At 30.5% G+C, this 20,401-nt stretch carries 11 protein-coding genes; all 11 read left to right on the forward strand.

The features are described 5' to 3' along the window. Positions 1-218: 218 nt before the first annotated feature. Positions 219-1,232 (forward strand): 3-deoxy-7-phosphoheptulonate synthase, encoded by a 1,014-nt coding sequence (gene aroF / locus JOC62_RS15560; RefSeq protein WP_204596212.1) that lies wholly within the window; start codon positions 219-221, stop codon positions 1,230-1,232. A 99-nt stretch (positions 1,233-1,331) separates the two neighbouring features. Then, the gene (gene aroB, locus JOC62_RS15565; protein WP_204596213.1) at positions 1,332-2,384 is read left to right on the forward strand and encodes a 3-dehydroquinate synthase; all 1,053 of its coding nucleotides are present in this window, start codon (positions 1,332-1,334) and stop codon (positions 2,382-2,384) included. Between the two features lie 15 nt (positions 2,385-2,399). After that, the gene (gene aroA / locus JOC62_RS15570) at positions 2,400-3,689 is read left to right on the forward strand and encodes a 3-phosphoshikimate 1-carboxyvinyltransferase (protein WP_204596214.1); all 1,290 of its coding nucleotides are present in this window, start codon (positions 2,400-2,402) and stop codon (positions 3,687-3,689) included. Beyond that, positions 3,667-4,746, forward strand: a complete 1,080-nt coding sequence (gene aroC, locus JOC62_RS15575; RefSeq protein WP_204596215.1) for a chorismate synthase — start codon at positions 3,667-3,669, stop codon at positions 4,744-4,746. The genes aroA and aroC overlap by 23 nt, the downstream gene beginning before the upstream one ends. Positions 4,747-4,751: 5 nt before the next feature. Further along, complete coding sequence (pheA, locus tag JOC62_RS15580; RefSeq protein WP_204596216.1) at positions 4,752-5,891, forward strand: prephenate dehydratase; 1,140 nt, start codon at positions 4,752-4,754, stop codon at positions 5,889-5,891. Further along, entirely contained in the window at positions 5,891-6,700 is an 810-nt protein-coding gene (aroE, locus tag JOC62_RS15585; RefSeq protein WP_204596225.1) for a shikimate dehydrogenase, read from the forward strand. Before pheA ends, aroE begins: the two co-directional genes overlap by 1 nt. 9 nt (positions 6,701-6,709) lie before the next feature. Then, positions 6,710-7,222 (forward strand): shikimate kinase, encoded by a 513-nt coding sequence (locus JOC62_RS15590; protein WP_204596217.1) that lies wholly within the window; start codon positions 6,710-6,712, stop codon positions 7,220-7,222. Positions 7,223-7,573: 351 nt separating this feature from the next. Beyond that, complete coding sequence (gene aroF, locus JOC62_RS15595; RefSeq protein WP_204596218.1) at positions 7,574-8,587, forward strand: 3-deoxy-7-phosphoheptulonate synthase; 1,014 nt, start codon at positions 7,574-7,576, stop codon at positions 8,585-8,587. A gap of 34 nt (positions 8,588-8,621) precedes the next feature. Continuing rightward, a complete protein-coding gene (locus tag JOC62_RS15600) occupies positions 8,622-9,455 on the forward strand; it encodes a prephenate dehydrogenase (protein WP_204596219.1) in 834 nt (277 codons plus the stop codon). Between the two features lie 411 nt (positions 9,456-9,866). Beyond that, the gene (locus JOC62_RS15605) at positions 9,867-15,032 is read left to right on the forward strand and encodes a beta-N-acetylglucosaminidase domain-containing protein (RefSeq protein WP_204596220.1); all 5,166 of its coding nucleotides are present in this window, start codon (positions 9,867-9,869) and stop codon (positions 15,030-15,032) included. Between the two features lie 212 nt (positions 15,033-15,244). After that, positions 15,245-20,311 (forward strand): discoidin domain-containing protein, encoded by a 5,067-nt coding sequence (locus JOC62_RS15610; RefSeq protein WP_204596221.1) that lies wholly within the window; start codon positions 15,245-15,247, stop codon positions 20,309-20,311. Positions 20,312-20,401: the final 90 nt, after the last annotated feature.

Here is a 20,401-nt window from a genome sequence, read left to right on the forward strand (position 1 = left end):
TATACTACTTTTATAATATTTCCATCAATATGTTAGATTTAGAGCTCATAGATTGGGCTCTTTTTTTATACAATAAATAAGGTTAGGAAGTTGTATTAAAGGGAAATTTGAAAGAAAATCAGTAAAATATTAAAAATTAATATTTAATTTTAGATACGTATATTAATTTCTTTAAAGTACTTTCATGATACAACTTCAAATATAAAGGGGGCTTAAATATGATAGTAATTTTAAAACCAAAAACAAAAAAAGAGGAAATTGAAAAATTAACACATCAATTAGAAAATAAGGGAGTATCAGTTAATCCTGTAATAGGAAAAGAGCTTATCATACTAGGACTTGTTGGGGATACTAGTAAGCTTGACCCTACTCAAATTGAGGCAAATAGAAATGTAGAAAGAGTAATGCATGTTCAAGAGCCTTTTAAGAAAGCTAATAGAATGTTTCATCCAGACAAAACAATAGTTAATGTAAATGGAGTAGAAATTGGTGGCGATAAATTAGCTATGATAGCAGGGCCATGTTCAGTAGAAAGTGAATCTCAAATAACAGAGATTGCAAAAGATGTTAAAGAATTTGGGGCAAATCTTTTAAGAGGAGGAGCTTTTAAACCAAGAACATCACCATATAGCTTCCAAGGGCTTAAATATGATGGTCTTGAACTGTTAAAGCTTGCAAGAGAAAAGACAGGTCTTCCAATAGTTACAGAAATAATGTCACCTTATGATGTTGAAATTTTCAATAGAGATGTTGATGTTATACAAGTTGGGGCAAGAAATATGCAAAACTTTGATCTTTTAAAGGAACTTGGGCAGACTAGAAAACCAATACTTTTAAAGAGAGGTCTATCTGCAACTATTGAAGAGCTACTTATGAGTGCAGAATATATTATGGCAGGTGGAAATAATAATGTAATTTTATGCGAGAGAGGTATAAGAACCTTTGAAACTTACACAAGAAATACATTAGATTTAAGTGCTATACCTGCAATTAAAAAATTAAGTCATCTTCCAGTGGTAGTTGATCCAAGTCATGCTACAGGGAAGTGGTGGATGGTAGAGCCTTTAGCTAAGGCTGCTGTTGCAATTGGAGCAGATGGTCTTATAATTGAAGTTCATAATGATCCTGCAAATGCTCTTTGTGATGGACAGCAATCCATAAAACCAGATGTTTATGGTAAACTATTAGAAGAACTTAGACCTATTGCCAAGGCAGTAGGAAGAGTTTTATAATTTTACAATAGAAATTAACTATTTATAGCTACCAAGGATATTACCTATAATAACTATAAATAGTTAATTAAAAACTGTAATTTAAAGTGAGGTTTTACTGTGAAAGAATTATTAGTTAATTTAGGAGAAAACTCCTATAACATAGAAATAGAAAAGGGACTTATAAAAGATGTTCCAAAAAGAATAAGAAAAGTATTTAATGGAGAAAAGATATTTATAATTACAGATAAAAATGTAGATAAATATTATGGTGATATAGTCCTTAATTCTCTTAAAGAAGATGGATTTATTGTAGAGAAATATGCAATAAATCCAGGTGAAGAGAGTAAGTCATTTATTACACTTCCAGAAGTTTATGAAAAGCTACTGGATTTTAAGTTAACGAGAAAAGATTTAATTATAACTTTAGGTGGAGGAGTTGTTGGAGACCTTGGTGGGTTTGTAGCTTCAACATTTTTAAGAGGTGTATCCTTTGTTCAAATTCCAACTTCACTATTAGCACAAGTAGATAGTAGTGTTGGTGGAAAGGTTGGAGTAGATCTTCCTAGAGGAAAGAACTTAGTTGGAAGCTTCTATCAACCAAAGAGAGTGTTAATTGATCCAAATGTTTTAGATACGTTAGATGAGAAATTCTATAAAGATGGAATGGGTGAAGTTATAAAATATGGCTGTATTAGAGATAAAGATTTATTTAATCTTTTAAATAGTTTAAATACTCGAGAAGAAGTAATGGAGCACATCGAGGATATCATATATACATGTTGTAATAGTAAAAGAATTATCGTAGAGAGAGATGAAAAGGATCTTGGAGAGAGAATGATTTTAAACTTTGGTCATACTTTAGGGCATGCAATTGAAAAGTACTATGGGTTTTCAGAGTTTACTCATGGTGAGGGTGTAGCTATTGGAATGTATTTGATAACAAAGCTTGCTGAAGATAAGGGATTAGTAAACAAAGAGTTTTCAGAAGATATTAAGAATATTTTAGTTAGATATGGTCTTCCATTTGAAGTAGAGTTAATAGATAAAGATGCTATAATTGAAACAATATCTTTAGATAAAAAGAACATGGGTAGTAGACTTAAAGTCATTATTATGAAAGAAATAGGTAATGCGGAAATTTATGATACTACAGTAGAATTCTTTAGATAAAAGGAGACATATATAATGGGAAGTCTTAAAATATATAATAATAAGTTAGAAGGAATAGCTAAGATTCCTCCTTCAAAAAGTATGGCGCATAGAGCAGTTATATGTGCAGCACTTAGCAAAGATAAAAGTATAATAACAAATATAGATTTATCAGATGATATAATTGCAACAATAAATGGTATGAGAGCATTAGGTGCTAAGATAGAAATAAAAGATGGAGCTTTAGAGATAATAGGATTAGATATAAAGGATGATGTTTCTAAAGAGAGAATTATAAATTGTAATGAATCAGGATCAACTTTAAGATTTCTTGTTCCAATAGCTTCATTAAGTAATTCTAATAATAGATTTATAGGAAGAGGAAATCTTGGAAAGAGACCTTTAGATATTTATTATGATATTTTTAAGGAGCAATGTATTAATTACTCATATAAAGAGGGAGAATTAGACCTTAAAACTAAAGGAAAATTAGCTGCAGGAGAATTTGAAGTGTTAGGTAATATAAGCTCACAATTTATAACAGGACTTATGTTTACACTGCCGCTTTTAGAGGGTGATTCTAAGATAATTATAAAAGGGACACTTGAATCAAAGGGATATATAGATTTAACTCTAAAAGCACTAGCTGACTTTGGAGTAAAGATAGAAAATAATGATTATAAAGAGTTTGTTATAAAAGGAAATCAAAGCTATATAGGAAGAGAATATAGAGTTGAAGGAGATTATTCTCAGGGTGCATTTTTCTTATGTGCAGATGCTTTAGGAAATAAAGTTGTATGCAAAGATTTAGATAATGATTCACTTCAAGGTGATAAGGAAGTTATAGAAATTTTAGAACGTATGGGGGTCTTATTTGAAAGAAGTGAAGATGGGATAATTGGAAATTCAAGTAGTCTAAATGGAACTATTATAGATGCAAAAGGATGCCCGGATATAATTCCTATACTTTCAGTAGTTGCAAGTCTTTCAAAGGGAAAGACAGAGATTATAAATGCAAAAAGGCTTAGAATAAAAGAATGTGATAGACTTAGTGCAATTAATCTAGAGCTATCAAAGTTAGGTGCAAATATTGAAGAAAAAGAAGATGGATTAATAATTCATGGAATAGATGAATTTAAAGGTGGAGTAAATGTATGGAGCCACAAAGATCATAGAATTGCCATGATGTTAGCTATTGCAGCTACAAGATGTAATGGTGAAATAATATTAGAAGATTATGAATGTGTATCTAAATCATACCCAAGTTTCTTTGAAGATTATAAAATGCTAGGAGGAAGAGTAGATGAGTGGAATGTGGGGAAATAATTTAAAAATATCTATTTTTGGAGAATCTCACGGTGTCGGTATTGGACTTACAATAGATGGTCTTCCTTCAGGTTTTTCAATTGATATAGAAAAAATTAATTATGAAATGGAGAGAAGAGCACCAGGTAGAAATAACTTATCAACTTCAAGAAAAGAAGGAGATAAAATTGAAATACTAAGTGGTCTATTTGAAGGAAAGACAACAGGAACACCTCTTTGTGGAATGATTAGAAATAGTGATAAAAGATCTAAAGATTATGGTAAGCTTAAAAGTTTAATGAGACCAGGTCATGCAGATTATACTGGAAATATAAGATATGATGGTTTTAATGATTATAGAGGTGGTGGACACTTTTCAGGAAGAATTACAGCACCACTTGTATTTGGTGGAGCCATATGTAAGCAAATATTAGAATCTCATGGAATAAAGATAGTATCTCACATAAAAAGTATTGGAACTGTAGAAGATGAATTTTTTAATCCAATAAATGTTGATAATAAATTAATAGAAGAGTTACCAAATATGGAACTTCCTTTAATTAATAAAAGCTTAGATGATGATATAAGGAATGAAATATTATCTGCAAAATTAGAAGGGGATTCTGTAGGTGGTATTATAGAATGTGCAATTGTAAATATAGGTGCAGGTATTGGTAATCCATTCTTTGATTCAGTAGAATCAACTTTAGCGCATCTCTTATTTTCAGTTCCAGCCGTTAAGGGAGTAGAATTTGGAGAAGGATTTAATATAACAAAGCTTAAAGGTTCAGAGGCTAATGATGAGTTTTACTATGATGGAGACAAGATAAAAACAAGAAGTAACAATAATGGTGGAATACTTGGAGGTATTACAAATGGAATGCCAGTAATATTTAGAGTAGCTATAAAGCCAACAGCTTCAATATTAAAGAAACAAAATACTATTAATATAGATGAGAAGAGAAATGAAGAATTAAATATCCAAGGAAGACATGATCCTTGTATAGTACAAAGGGCAGTACCCGTTATAGAAAGTGTTGCTGCAATTGGAATTTTAGAACTTTTGAAAGGAAGATAGAAAAAATGGATGCTTTAGAAGGCTACAGAAAAGAGATAGATGATATAGATAGTGAGATTACAAGACTATTTGAAAAAAGAATGAATGTGGTATTAAAGGTAGCAGAATATAAGAAAGCAAAGAACCTTCCAATTTTCCATAAGGGCAGAGAAGATGTTGTAATTAAGAAAAATATAGATAGATTACAAAATAAAGATTATGCCAAAGAAATAGAAAAATTCTTTAATGGAATGATGGAAGTATCTAGGGAGTTACAAGGAAGAAAGCTAAATAGAGCAAAGGATTCCTTTACTATAAAAGAAAGAGTTATATTAAAAGAGGATATAATAGGATTTCCAGGGGCAGAGGGTTCATTTAGTGAAGAAGCACTTTTAAAGTATTTTGGAGAAGAGAATAAGGCGGTAGCTTATGAAGAATTTGAAGATGTATTTATAGCACTTAAAAATGATGAGATAAATTATGGAATACTTCCAGTTGAAAATTCATCAACAGGTGGAATAAGTGAAGTACATGACCTTTTAGTAAAGTATGGATTCTATATAGTTGGAGAAGAAAGCATCAAGATAGATCAACATTTAATAGGTGTACATGGTTCAGAGTTTAATGATATTAAAGAAGTATATTCACATCCTCAAGGATTTAGTCAAACTAGCGAATTTTTAAAAGATTATAGTGATTTAAAACTTATTCCATATCATAATACAGCAACAAGTGCAAAGTTAATAAAAGATTTAAATGATAAAAGTAAAGCTGCAATTGCAAGTAGTAGGGCAGCTAATATATATGATTTAGATATAATAAAAGAAAAAATAAACAATGTAAAGAACAATTGCACAAGATTTATTATAATAGGAAAAGAATTATTAAAAGAAAAAGAAGCTAATAAAGTAAGTATAGTATTTTCATTAGAAGATAAAGCTGGTACACTATATAGGCTTTTAAGACACTTTGCAGAAAATGATATAAATATGATAAGGATAGAATCAAGACCAACTAAGCATGATAAGTGGAAATATTTCTTATATATTGATTTTGAGGGAAGTCTTCAGAATAGTGAAGTAATAAAAGCTCTTAAGTTAATAGAAGAAAGTAGTGAATATTTTAAATTATTAGGATGGTATAAGAAAAGAATGGATGTGAAATGATGGAATTTTATGGACTTGTAGGAGAAAAACTTTCTCATTCCTTGTCTCCGGAAATTCATAAAGATATATTTAAAGAGCTTAATATTGAAGGAGCCTATAGATTATTTGAAATACCTAAAGAAAATATAGGGGAGCTTTCAAAATCTTTAAGAACCTTGAGTATTAAGGGGGTGAATGTAACTATACCTTATAAAGAAACAGTAATGAATTATTTGGATGAAATTTCTAGGGAAGCTAAGGAAATTGGAGCTGTTAACACAATTTTCAATAAAAAAGGTAAACTTTTAGGGTATAATACTGATTATTATGGTTTTAAGTATATGCTAGAAGATAAAGGTATTACTGTACGCGGCAAGAAGGTAACAGTTTTAGGTACTGGTGGTGCAAGTAAAGCAGTTGTGGCCTATCTTTTAGATGAAGGAGCTTTAGAGATTAAATTAGTTAGTAGAACTAAAAAGCAATTATATAAAAATGAGAGTAGAATAGATGTTATAACTTATGAAGAGTTAGATGAAGTTTTTGGAGATGTTATTATAAATACAACTCCAGTTGGAATGTATCCAAAGATCATTAATTCTCCAGTTTCAGAATATATAATTAAAAAATATGATGCTTTAGTTGATTTAATATACAATCCTTTAGAGACAGAGTTTCTTAAACTGGGTATTAAAAATAATAAAGTCACTTGTGGAGGACTTATGATGCTTGTAGGTCAAGCTATTAAAGCAGAGGAGATTTGGCAAGAAAGAAGTATTGATAAAAAGGTTATACTAGATATATATAAGAGACTTATTATAAAGTTTAAATAAGGAGTAGTTATGGAAAAAAGAGATAAAATTGTTATTATTGGAATGCCAGGATGCGGCAAGACAACAATAGGAAAGATTTTAGCTAAAGAATTAAATTACAACTTTTATGATATGGACCAATATATCGAAGAAACACACGGGAAATCAATAAAAGAGATATTTGCAAAGTCAGAAAATGATTTTAGAGATTTAGAGACAAAGGCATGTAAAGAGCTTATATTAAAAAAAAGATGTGTAATTTCAACAGGTGGTGGAGTTATTAAGAGAGGGATCAATATAGATATATTAGGAGAATATGGAATTATCCTATTTATAAATAGACCTATTGAAAAAATAGTAGGAGATATTGATATTTCTAGCAGACCATTGCTTAAAGAGGGCAAGGAAAAGTTATATAAGCTTTATGAAGAGCGATTTTATAAGTACAAAGAGGCTGCACATGTTGAAGTTATTAATGAAGGATTTTTAAGAGATACGATTAATTTAGCAAAATTTAAGCTTAAGGGAAAGATTAAGGAGTAGCAGATTAAAAGTATTAAGGTTATAAACTGATCAAAGCCAAGAAAAAGATATTGGTATATGAAAAAGGGTTTTAGAATTACGAAGGTAAATACTTTTAGGGGTCTTTATTATATAAAAGAAGGGGCGATAAGGAGTTTATAAATAACTCTTTTCCAGAGTAAGATTGAAGGACTACAACAAAATTAAGAGACATTTATAAGATTGAATGAATCTTTAATTTGTTGTTTTAAAGATGTAAAAATGCATTTATAGATAGATAAATTAAAAAGTGTCTAAGGACTAGGATATGAAGTATAGCGGGAATTTCTAAGAAGTATTAATAAAAACATAGGAAATTTTGGAGGATATTTTATGATAATTATTATGAGTACAAATGCAAAGGCAGAAGAAGTAAATAAAGTAAGTAAATGCGTAGAAGGATTGGGACTTAGAACTAACATATCAAAAGGAGATTCACACTTAATAGTTGGAGTTATGGGAGATACTTCAATATTAGATCAAAATAAGCTTTTAAGATTTGATGGTGTAGAAAAGGTAGTTAAGGTTCAAGAACCATTTAAAAAAGCAAATAGATTATTTAAACCGGAGGATACAATAGTTGATGTTTTAGGAAATAAAATTGGAGGAGGAAACCTAGGTATAATGGCTGGGCCTTGTTCAGTTGAAAGTGAAGAACAAATTATTGAAATAGCAAAAAGCGTTAAAGCATCAGGTGCAAATTTTTTAAGAGGTGGAGCTTTTAAGCCAAGAACATCACCATATAGTTTCCAAGGGTTAGAACTTGATGGATTAAAGTTATTAAAAAAGGCAAAGGAAGCTACAGGTCTTCCTATAGTTACAGAATTAATGTCAACAGATTACATTGATGAGTTTGTAGAAAATGTTGATGTTATACAAATTGGAGCAAGAAACATGCAAAACTTTGATCTTTTAAAGCAAGTAGGTAGAACAAAAACACCTATACTTTTAAAAAGAGGGTTATCAGCAAGTATAGAAGAATGGCTTATGGCAGCTGAATATATAATGGCTGGTGGAAATGATAATGTAATTCTTTGTGAAAGAGGTATTAGAACTTTTGAAACTGCTACAAGAAATACATTAGATTTAAGTGCTATTCCAGTAGTTAAAAGGTTAAGTCATCTACCTGTTATAGTAGATCCAAGTCATGCAGCTGGATACTGGTACTTAGTTGAACCTTTAGCAAAGGCTGCAATAATGGCAGGAGCCGATGGTCTTATGATAGAAGTTCATAACGATCCAAAGAATGCTTTAAGTGATGGACAGCAATCAATTAAACCAGAAAGTTTTGAAAAATTAATGGAGAAAATAAAGAAAATAGCAGAGTTTGAGGGGAAAGTTCTTTAAAACTCCATTATTTAAATAGGGGGCGAATGAGAATATGAGAATTGTAATTGTTGGACTTGGAGTCATTGGAGGCTCCTTTGGGATGGCTTTAAAAAATAATGGGTATAAAGACATTTATGGAATAGATAATGATATAAATACTCTAAAAAAAGCTAAAGATATGGGGATTATAAAGGAAGGTTATGAAGATGGAAGTCAAATTTTAAAAAGTGCAGACCTTATTATAATATCAATATATCCAAAGCTTATTTTAAACTTTATAAAAGAAAATAAAGATAATTTTAAAGAAGATGCAGTAATTACAGATGCTACTGGAATTAAAGAAATGTTTATAGATGACATAGTGAAAATTCTTCCAGATGGAGTAGATTTTATTTTTGGACATCCAATGGCAGGGAGAGAGAAAAAGGGAATAGACTATGCAGATGATAAAGTTTTTAATGGGGCAAATTATATAATAACTCCGATTGAAAGAAATAAGGAGGAGAACATAGAGCTTGTTGAAAACTTAGTTTATGATATTGGATTTAAGAGTGTAAAAAAGATAGGTTCAAAATATCATGATGAAATGATAGCTTTTACAAGTCAGTTGCCACATGTTATTGCAGTATCACTTATAAATAGTGATGAGGAAGGTAGAGATACAGGTTCTTTCATTGGCGATAGTTATAGAGAGCTAACACGTATAGCAAATATAAATGAAGAACTTTGGAGCGAACTTTTTCTAGGAAACAGAGAGAACTTACTAAGAACTATAGAAAAGTTTGATGAAGAGCTTATAAAAATGAAAAAAGCTATAGAAGAAAATAATAAAAATATATTATGTGAGCTTTTTAAGAAGGCTACTTTTAGAAGAGAACAATTATGAAAAAATTAAAGTGGAAATTTTATTTTTCTCTTTTTAAATAGCTTATAATATAAAATAATTATAAAGAAGAAATTCTAAAAGGATCAAACTTTTTAGAATTTCTTTTTTATTTTAATTAAATTGAGATTAGGTAGAAATAATCCATTGACATAATATAGCATATATAATAATATATGTATTGTAAGAAATATTTAATAAAAAATTAATATATACTTAAAAATATTAAAAAATATTTCAAACTAACTTTGAATTTTATATTTAGTTGCATTAGAGTTGTGCCAATTATTTAACAGGTACTTAGCTAGAAGGATATACGTATGTCTTTTTAGCTTTTTTTATTAAGAAGTTCTTTATTAAGCATTGACATATAAATAATAAATCAAAATTTTTAATCAGAGGGGGAGTAAATTAATGCTGAAAAGAAAAGTTAGTTTGTTGATATTATCAGCGATTATAACAACAAATATTTCAAGTTTAAAAGTTCTAGCAGCACAATCGAATGAGACTACACAGGTAAATAAGCAAGTAACCAAAGAAGAAAATTATGAAATTTATCCATTGCCGCAAAGTGAGACATATACAGAAGGCGAATTTGTAATCACTGATAATGTAAACATAGTAGTTGAAGGTAATATTGATGAAAGTACAAAGAATTTCTTAATGGAAATATTAGAAGAAAACAATATAAAAGGAAGTATTTCAGACAAAACTGTAAACGATATGACAAATGTTCTTCTAGGGGTAAGGGGCTCAGACGGGTATGTTAATAATTACTTTAATGAGAAGAAAATTTCTTATAATGAGAAGATATACGATGAACATGATGCATATGTTTTAAAAGTAGATAAAAATTTAGAAGAAAAAGGTGTCATAGCTATCCTTGGGGCTCATACTGACGCAACTTTTTATGGACTAGCTTCTCTTAAAATGATATTTAATCAGTTAGAAAACAAAACTATAAAAACTCTTCAAATAGAAGATTATGCAGATGCTGAAAATAGAGGATTTATAGAAGGTTTTTATGGACATCCTTGGAGTAATGAAGATAGAGCAAGCCTTATGGAATTTGGCGGAGAAGTAAAGATGACATCTTATATTTTTGCACCAAAGGACGATCCATATCATAATAGCAAATGGAGAGAATTGTACCCAAAGGATAAATTAGATGAATTAGCGGAACTTGTTAAAGTAGGTAAGGAATCTAAGTGTAACTTCGTTTGGGCAATTCACCCAGGATTTAGTATGATTAATTGGAATGATTATGAAAATGAATTAAAGAGGTTAACAGATAAATTAGATCAACTTTACAGTATAGGAGTTAGGCAGTTCGGATTATTCTTAGATGATATAAGTACATCACAATCATTAACAGATAGAGAAAAACATAAAAAGTTAGTTACTGATGTAGCTAATTGGGTTAAGGAAAAACAAGGAACAGAATCATTGATATTCTGTCCACCTTTCTACAATAAAAGCTGGACTGGAAATTCAGGAAAGCCATATCTAGAAACTATGAAAGATCTTCCAGAGAATGTTGAAATTATGTGGACCGGTGATGGTGTATGTGGAAGAGTTACTCAAGATGCTCTTCAATGGCCAAAGGATGCTCATGGTAGAGATCCATATATGTGGCTTAATTGGCCAGTTAATGATTATAAAAATGCAAGGTTACTTCTTGGTCCTGGAGAAATTATGGAACCGGGAGTTGATAATTTTGCAGGTATAGTAACAAACCCTATGGCACAAGCAGAAGCATCAAAAATTTCATTATTTGCAGTTGCAGATTATACATGGAATACAGATGAATTTAATGCAACTGAAAGCTGGAAAGATTCATTTAAATATATTACTCCAGAGGTAGCTGAAGAGTTTAATATTATTGCAAGTCATATGTGTACACCAGAACCTAGTGGACATGGATTAACTGTTGGAGAGTCAGAATATTTAAAAGATGAATTTGAAGCAATAAGAAATAAATTAAATAATGAAGAAGATATAAAGAGCGATGCAAGTAATTTAAAAAGTGAGTTTGACAAGATAGTTAATGCAGTTAATGTATTCTCTGAAGTTGTTCGGGAGAAAAATTTCAATCTATATGATGAAATGGAACCATGGCTTAATTGCTTAAGAGAGATAGGACTTGCAGGAAGTGATATAATGCAAGCTATGATAAGTGAAGAAGAAGGAAATGCAGTGGATGCATGGACATCATACTCAAAGGCATTAAAGAATATTGAAGATTCAAAGATGTTTACTTATGAAACTATAAATGGTAGTAAGCTTACAGTTGAGGCTGCAACAAAGAGAGTTATTCCTTTTATAAATGAGATGCTATCAAAGGTAGAGACTAAGATTCATGCAAAATTAGATAAGACAGCTATTATAAAGAGTTTAATTACATCTCATGATGATAAAGATGAGTTTGAAAAAATGATAGATGGTGATGAAAGTACCTATATGTATATTCAAAACGTACAGAAGGATAATGATTATTATGGTTTAGATCTTGGAAATGTTGTACCTGTAAATGAAATAGATATTGTACAAGGTAGAAATGATAATGATCATGATAGATACCATAGGTCAGTTTTAGAGTATTCTGTAGACGGAAAAGAATGGATTCAAATAGGTGATGAAAGAAATGAAGTAAGAATAAGTGAGAAAAATTTAGGAATAGAAGCTAGATTCATAAGACTTAGAGCTGTAAAGGCTGGAGTTCCAGGAGGAAAGCCAGATTTATGGACAGCTGTAAGAGAGTTCACTATAAATGGCAGTGAAGGAAAGTCTAATGTATTTACTAATAGAGATGAATTAAAATCACTTAAGGTTAATGTAGAGGGCTCAAGTTCAACATTATCAAGTGATGAAGAAATAACTTTATCAAAGAATCAATATCTTGGAATAAAGCTAGATTCAATAAAGAATATATCATCTATTGAAAAGGTTTTAAATACAACGGATTTAACACTTCAAGTTTCTGAGAATACAAGTGAGTGGAGAGAAATAAGTAAAGATGATAAAGGTTATGGAAGTGCAAGATATATAAGACTTATAAATAAAACTGATAATGAAGTCAAATTTAATCTAGAAAAACTTAAGGTTAGAATTGCTGAATTTGTAGAGCCATCAGTTACAACAAACTATGGTAATCCATATGAGGGTAAATTTGATAATGTATTTGATGGTGATATAGATACATTTGTTTGGACTAATGGTAATCAAGATAGTGGCAAGCAAATTACAGTTGATCTAGGTGGATTTAGAAATATTAATGATATATCAGTTTGGGTTAATGATGGAAGTGCTGACTTCTTTAAAGAAGGGGTGCTTGAAATATCAGCTGATGGAACAAACTTTGAAACTGTTCATGAATTTAATAATCCAGGAGATATAACTAAAAACTTCCCAATTCATCAAGTACCACATAGATATCTTAAAGTAGATAATATTGGTGGAAGGGAAGCCAGATATGTTAGGCTAAGAAGCACAAAGAATCATGGCAACTGGTTGAAATTATACGAGATAAAGGTTAATGAAGGAGAGGCTAAGCCAGAGAATAAAGATCCAAATATTGAAAGTACTCATGAAGGTACTGAAAAGAATGGAATTAAGAATGTAATTGATGGAAGCATAGCAAGTTTCTATACTCCAAAATCAGATGATTTTAATGGTGGAAATCTTTCTTATAAAATATCAGAAGAAGAAAAAATTAAAGAAATTGTAGTGCTTCAAGGTGCTGACAATATATCAAATGCTGATGTTTCAATTAGAACTTCTGATGGATGGAAAAAAGTATCTAAGCTATCAAAGAGTTACAACGTAATAGATGTAAAAGGTTTTAAAGATATCTTTGAAGTGAAGTTTGACTGGATAAGTAATGTAAAGCCTGTAATACATGAGCTTATAGCTGTTAAAGAACCTGCAAAGGTTACAGTAGATAAAGATGAATTACAAGAATTGATAACTGAAGTACAGGGCATAGATAAAGATAAGTATACAGAGGAGTCTGTAGCTGTCTTAGAAGAAAGATTAAAGAAAGCAGAAGATGTATTAGCTAATGAAAGTGCAACTACAGAAGATGTAGAAAAAGCAGTTAATGAATTAAGAACAGCAAAGGAAGGCTTAGTATTAAAGCCAGAGAAACCAGAAGTAGATAAAAGTAAGCTGCAAGAGTTAGTAAATGAAGTAAGGGAATTTAATAAAGATAATTACACTGAAGATAGCTTTAAAGTATTAGAAGAAAAGTTAGCTTTAGCAACTGATATTTTAGATAAAGAGGATGCAACTGAAGAAGAAATAAATAATATCTTAAATGAATTAAATGAAGCAAAGAGTGCATTAGTAAAAAAACCAAGCAAGGTTACTGATTTAAAGGCTTCAGAAATTAAATTTAATAGTGTTAAGCTTACATGGAGTTCTAATGAGGATGAAGACATTATAGAATACAATATTTATAGAGATGGAAAGAAAATAGATACAGTTACTGAGAAGGAATATATGGCTACTGATCTGAAAGATGAAACAGAGTATTTATTTGAAGTAGAAGCTATAAATTCAAATGGAATAGCTTCAGATAAGGTAAAAGTTACAGTTACAACAATAGATAAAATTAATAAACAAGCATTACAAATGGCTATAGAGTATGGGGACAATGTAATAGAAAAAGGTGATCTTAATGGAGTAATTCCAACAGTAGTTAAGGAATTTAATGAAAGACTTAAAGAAGCAAAAGAGGTATATGAAAATGCTGATTCAACACAAGTCCAAGTAAACACTGCATTAGATAGACTTATGACTGTAATCCATATGCTTGAATTTAAAAGCGGAGATAAGGAAGAGTTAGAGTATACAGTTAATATTGTAAAAGCATTAGAAGAAAAAGAATATACACCATCAACTTGGAAGGTGTTAGCAGCAGTTTTAAAAAATGCTGAGGAAGTATTAAATAATGAAGATGCTATGCAGCCAGAAGTTGATACTGCTTTAGAAGAATTAATGGAAGCGTATTTAAACTTAAGATATAAAGCAGATAAATCTAAGCTAGAAGATTTAATAAAAGAAATAGAAAAATTAGATTTATCTAAGTACACTGAAGAGAGTGTAAAAGCTCTTAAAGAAGAATTAAAAAAAGCTAAGGAAGTATTAGCTGATGAAGAGGCAACAGATAAAGATGTGGAAGATGCAATAAAGAGATTAAATAATGCTAAAAACAACTTAGTTGAAAAGCCAGTAGATCCAGATAAACCAGTAGATCCAGATAAACCAGTAGATCCAGATAAACCAGTAGATCCAGACGAACCAGTAGATCCAGATAAGCCAGTAGACCCAGATAAACCGGTAGATCCAGATAAGCCAGTAGACCCAGATAAACCAGGGGATGGTTCAGATAATAATGGAGGTAATGGAAATAAACCAACAAATCCAAATAAGCCAGATGGTGGAAATAAACCAGGAAATAATCAAGGAGCCGATAATAATATACCAGCAACAGGGGGAATGGTGCAAACAGGCGTACTGGTTGCGGGAATGATTTCAGCACTTGGTGGAATTTCTATAATAAGAAGAAGGAAAAAGTAGTTTAATAAATAAACTATAGAGTTTAAATAAAATAATAATATTCTAAGTATAGTATTCAGCATGGAATTAGACCTCATGAAGGGCTAAAGGAGACATATATGCTTCTTTAGCTTTTCAAAAAATCTAATATTAATAGACATAAATTTTAATTATATTTAAGTATCAAAACTTTCAAATATCTTTATAAAATTTATTTATTGGAGGGTAATCTAATGCAATATCTTAAAAGAAATAGAAGATTTAAATTAATGCTACCTTTATTTCTTATCTTTACAATGATGTGTGGAAATATTTCTGCATATGCTACTGCATTAAAAAATAAAGGAAAATTAAATCTAGCTTTAGGAAAAGCTACATTTGCATCAAGTGAAGAAACATCAGATTTTAGTGCAAGTAAAATAAATGATGGAATCATTGACAGAACTGGTGAAAAGCAATCTAGATGGGCATGTGAAAGATATGAAGAGAATCCATGGGTTGCAATTGATTTTGGCAAAAAGACAAAGTTTAATCAAGTAGCAATTGAATGGGAAAGAAAAAATATTGAATCTTATAGAATAGAAATTTCAGATGATAAAACTTCATGGACAAGTATCTATGGGGGAGGAAAAGTTGAAAATTATAGGGAGACTATAGAGGTTGGAGAGCAGGAAGCTAGATATTTAAGAGTGTTAGTTGAAAGCTATACCCCAAAAGAGGAGGATTCGGATATATCATGGGAGACTGTTTCACTATATGAAGTAGAAGTCTATGGTGATGCTGAGGAACCAACAGAAGGAGTTAATGTAGCTTTAAATAAGGAAGCTACTGCATCATCTGTAGAAACAAACACTTTTACGGCAAGTAAAGCTACTGATGGAATTATTGATAGAGGGGGAGATAAATCTTCAAGATGGGCAAGTGCTGTTTCATCAGAAGACCAATGGCTTAAAGTAGACCTTGGAGCAAACACTCAGTTTAATAATGTAGTTATAGAGTGGGAGAGAAAAAATTCACCTAAATATAGAATTCAAACTTCAGTAGATAATGAAAATTGGGTTGATGTTTATACTGCAACTAAAGCGCCAGATAATCATAGAGATGAAATAAAGTTAAATGAAAAAGTAAGTGGAAGATATGTAAGATTATATATAGATGAGCATATTGCAAATTCAGAAGGTGTTAATTGGAATACTGTTTCAGTATACGAAATTGAAATATATAATGGGAAAATTCCAGAAGCGCCAAAAACCGTACAGGAAGTTGCAAATAGCATAAAAGTAGAAGAACTAAGTGCAGAGGATACAAAACTTAAGATGCCAGAAGTTCCAGAAGGATTTGAAATATCCTTTATTGGTGCAGATTATGAAGAGGTTATAGATTATGAAATGAATATCCATAAACCTCTTGTAAATACTAAGGTTTCAATGAATTTTGAAGTCAAAAAAGGAAATGAAAAGGCAACATCTAAGGCTATTGAATTAACTGTACCAGGTTCAAATATGGTAAGTATAAATGATAAGCCAACAGTTATTCCAGAACTTAGAGAATGGGCTGGTATGAGTGGAAACTTTGAAATAAAAGATAATTCAAGAATAGTTATAAGTAAAGATTCAGAAAGTAAATTAAGAAGTGTAGCTGAAACTTTCGCTAAGGATTACAAAGATATATTAGGACGTGATATAGAAGTTGTAGTATCTAATTCTCCAAAGGAAGGAGATTTCTATCTTTCATTAACATCAAACTATAAAGAGCTTAGAAAAGAAGGATACTATATGGAGATAGATGATGCTGTAAAGGTTCAAGCAAACGAAGCACAAGGTATCTTTTTATCAACTAGAACAATACTTCAAATCCTTAAACAAAATAAAAATTATATACCAAAAGGTTTAGTTAGAGATTATCCACAATATGATGTAAGAGGATTTATGCTTGATGTAGGAAGAAAGTTCACTTCGTTAGATTATTTATATGAAATAATGAAGACAATGTCATGGTATAAAATGAATGACTTCCAAATTCATTTAAATGACAACTATATATGGCTTGATGAGTATGGTAGTGAAGCTTTAGAGAAAGCTTATGCAGGATTTAGACTTGAATCAAATGATGTTGGTTCAAATGGAGTAGCCTTAACATCAAAAGATGGACATTATACTAAAGAACAGTTTGGTAAGTTTATTGATGACTCATCACTTTACGGAGTTAATATAGTACCTGAATTTGATACACCTGGACATGCATTAGCATTTACAAAAGTACATCCAGAATATGCATATGGAAATGGTCATGGTGAAAATGCTGCAATGTTAGATGTAAATAATGAAAATGTTGTTAATTATATAAAAAGCATATATAACGAATTTATGGATGGAGAAAATCCTGTGTTTAGAAATTCTACAGTTCATATAGGGACAGATGAATTCTATGGAAAAGCTGAGGAATATAGAGCATATACAGATAAGATGCTTAAATTTATGAGAGATGAAAAGAAAGCTGTACCAAGACTTTGGGGAAGTTTAACAAATAAAAAAGGAAGTACTCCTGTAACATCAGAAGGTGTTCAAATGAATATTTGGAACTGTGGATGGGCAAATCCAAAAGATATGTATAATCAAGGGTTTGATTTAATAAATACAGATGATGCCTGGGTTTATATAGTTCCAGGAGCTAACTATTATAGAAATTATTTAGATACTGAATGGCTTTACAATAATTGGGAAGCTAATAAGTTTGGTAATGGAGTTGTATTACCAGAAGGTTCACCTCAAATGCTTGGAGGAATGTTTACTCTTTGGAATGACATGATAGATAGAAAATCAAATGGAATAGTTGAGTATGATATTTTTGATAGAGTTTACCCAGCTATACAAGCATTATCAGAGAAGATGTGGGGAGAAGCTGAAGATAAAACTTATAATGAGTTTAAGGAAGTTTCAAAAAAGGTTGGAACAGCACCAAATACAAATCCAACATTTAAAGTAGAGTCAAAGACAGAAAAAGTTATAAATTATGATTTTGAAAATGCAGAAAATAATATTGCAGATGATAAATCAGAAAATGGATATAACTCTGTTGAAATTAAAAATGCAGAAATTAATAATGGATCATTAAAATTAAATGGAGGAGAAAGTATTCTAAAAACTCCAATTAATAATATAGGACCGAATTATTCAATTTCATTTAGTGTAAACAGAGATAATGATAGCAGTAATGAAGAACAGGTTCTATTTGAATCTTCAAAAGGTCAATTTAAGGCTGTTCAAAAGAAGACGGGAAAGGTTGGTTTCTCAAGAGAGAGCTATGACTATTCATTTAATTATGAGCTTCCAAAGGGAGAATGGGTAGATATAACTATAGTTGGAAAGTTAAATAAGACAGAGCTTTATGTAAATGGCGAGTATGTTGATGAGATAAGTAAATCAAGTGAAACAAATAACTTTGGAACATTTGTATTCCCATTAGAGAATATAGGAAGTAGCAGTAAAGCTTTCAAGGGAGAATTTGATAATCTTTTAGTTAACAATAAAGCTGCTATATCAGATCCATTAATGATACCACAAGAGCAAATGCATGCTACAGCTTCAAGTGAACATCCTAATGTAGGAAGTGAAGGGTTAGCAAGTTTTGCGATTGATGGAAATGAAGATACTATGTGGCATACTAATTATAATAATGTAAAACCACTTCCACAATATATAACTTTAGATTTAGGCGGAAAGTATAATATTGATAGATTGACATATCTTCCAAGACAAAGTGGACAAAATGGTAACATTACAAAATATGAAGTGCAAGTAAGTACTAATGGTAAGGACTTTGTTAAAGTTTCAGAAGGTTCATTTGAAAATAACAATAAGCTTAAAACTATGAAATTAAACGATTCAGCTGAGGCAACTCATGTTAGACTTATTGCAAAAGAGGGGGTTGGAGGATTTGCTTCAGCAGCAGAATTAAATGTTTATAGAGCTAAAGATGCTAGCTTAGAAGGAAATTTAAATGTTACAGCACCAGAAGAAGTTCTAGTTGGAAATAACTTTGATGTTAAATTTGGAACAGGTAAATTAAATAGTGATAATATCTTTGCAATGGAATTTGATGTTGAGTTTGACAATGAAAAAGCTGAATTTGTTGAAGCAACTTCAATGGATAGTGAAAAGTATATTGTTAGTAGTAAGGAAGTAGAAAATAAAATAAAAGTAATTGTTGCAACAAAGGGAACTCCAATAGAAAGTGATAAGGATATTGCAAAACTATCATTCAAAGCAAAAGCTGAAGGAAATGATGTTCAGTTTAATGCAGTAAATGTAAAAATTGCAGATGGAGAAGGAAAAGAACATTCTATTAATGGTGGTTCTGCAATTACTAATATTAAAAATGAAGTAGTTAAACCAGTTGATAAAAAAGCATTAAAAATGGCTATAGATTATGCAGAAGATGCAAAGGCAAACGGTGCACTTAATGGCGTAATTCCAGCTGTAATCATTGAGTTTAATAAGTCATTAGATTTAGCTAAGGAAGTCTACAATAAAGAAGATGCAACTAAGGTAGAAATTAATGATGCACTTAAAAAGTTAATGAATGTAATTCATATGCTAGAGTTTAAACAAGGTGATAAGGAACTCCTTAAAGGAATTGTTGATATAATAGAAACTTTAAAAAAGAGTGATTATATTGAAACAACATGGGCTCCGTTAGAAGAAGCACTTAAAGAGGCAAAGGATGTATTAGCTGATGAGAATGCTATGCAACCAGAAGTAGATAAAGCATTTGATAGCTTAATGAAAGCTTATCTTGATTTAAGATTAAAACCAGATAAATCAAAATTAGAAGAGCTAATAAATGAAATTAAAGGCATGGATTTATCTAAATACACAGAAGAAAGTGTAAAAAATCTTAATGAGGCTGTAGGTAAAGGTGAAGAGGTTCTTAATAATGAAGATGCTACAAAGCAAGATATTAATAATGCTATAAAACTTCTTAAAAAAGCAAAGGCTGGCTTAGAGGAAAAAACAGAGAAGCCTGGAGATAATAGTGATAATGAAGAGCCAGGAAATAATAATGGAAGTGGAAATAAACCAGGAGAAAATAACAACGGAACAAATGGAGGAAATAATAGTAGTTCAGGAAATAATAATAATAATAATAATAATAATAATAATAATAATAATAAGCCAAATGGTGGAGACGGTTCAGGAAATGTTCCAGCAACTGGAGGAATGGTACAGACAGGATTATTATTTGCAGGAATAATGTCAGCAGCAGGTGGAGTAGTAATACTAAGAAGAAAAAGAAAGTAAACTAATCTAAATTTATTGGAAGGATAGCCTTAAAGGCATCCTTTCAATAATAGAATAATTTCTAAAACTATAATATAAAACAGAACTAAA

The sequence above is a fragment of the Clostridium sardiniense genome, from assembly GCF_016907995.1.
Classification (GTDB): domain Bacteria; phylum Bacillota; class Clostridia; order Clostridiales; family Clostridiaceae; genus Clostridium; species Clostridium sardiniense.

What these genes read in the sequence shown, in the direction of transcription:
- aroF (WP_204596212.1), top strand. Translation starts at nt 219, where the DNA reads ATGATAGTAATTTTAAAACCAAAAACAAAAAAAGAGGAAATTGAAAAA.
- aroA (WP_204596214.1), top strand. Translation starts at nt 2,400, where the DNA reads ATGGGAAGTCTTAAAATATATAATAATAAGTTAGAAGGAATAGCTAAG.
- aroC (WP_204596215.1), top strand. Translation starts at nt 3,667, where the DNA reads ATGAGTGGAATGTGGGGAAATAATTTAAAAATATCTATTTTTGGAGAA.
- pheA (WP_204596216.1), top strand. Translation starts at nt 4,752, where the DNA reads ATGGATGCTTTAGAAGGCTACAGAAAAGAGATAGATGATATAGATAGT.
- aroE (WP_204596225.1), top strand. Translation starts at nt 5,891, where the DNA reads ATGGAATTTTATGGACTTGTAGGAGAAAAACTTTCTCATTCCTTGTCT.
- JOC62_RS15590 (WP_204596217.1), top strand. Translation starts at nt 6,710, where the DNA reads ATGGAAAAAAGAGATAAAATTGTTATTATTGGAATGCCAGGATGCGGC.
- aroF (WP_204596218.1), top strand. Translation starts at nt 7,574, where the DNA reads ATGATAATTATTATGAGTACAAATGCAAAGGCAGAAGAAGTAAATAAA.
- JOC62_RS15600 (WP_204596219.1), top strand. Translation starts at nt 8,622, where the DNA reads ATGAGAATTGTAATTGTTGGACTTGGAGTCATTGGAGGCTCCTTTGGG.
- JOC62_RS15605 (WP_204596220.1), top strand. Translation starts at nt 9,867, where the DNA reads ATGCTGAAAAGAAAAGTTAGTTTGTTGATATTATCAGCGATTATAACA.
- JOC62_RS15610 (WP_204596221.1), top strand. Translation starts at nt 15,245, where the DNA reads ATGCAATATCTTAAAAGAAATAGAAGATTTAAATTAATGCTACCTTTA.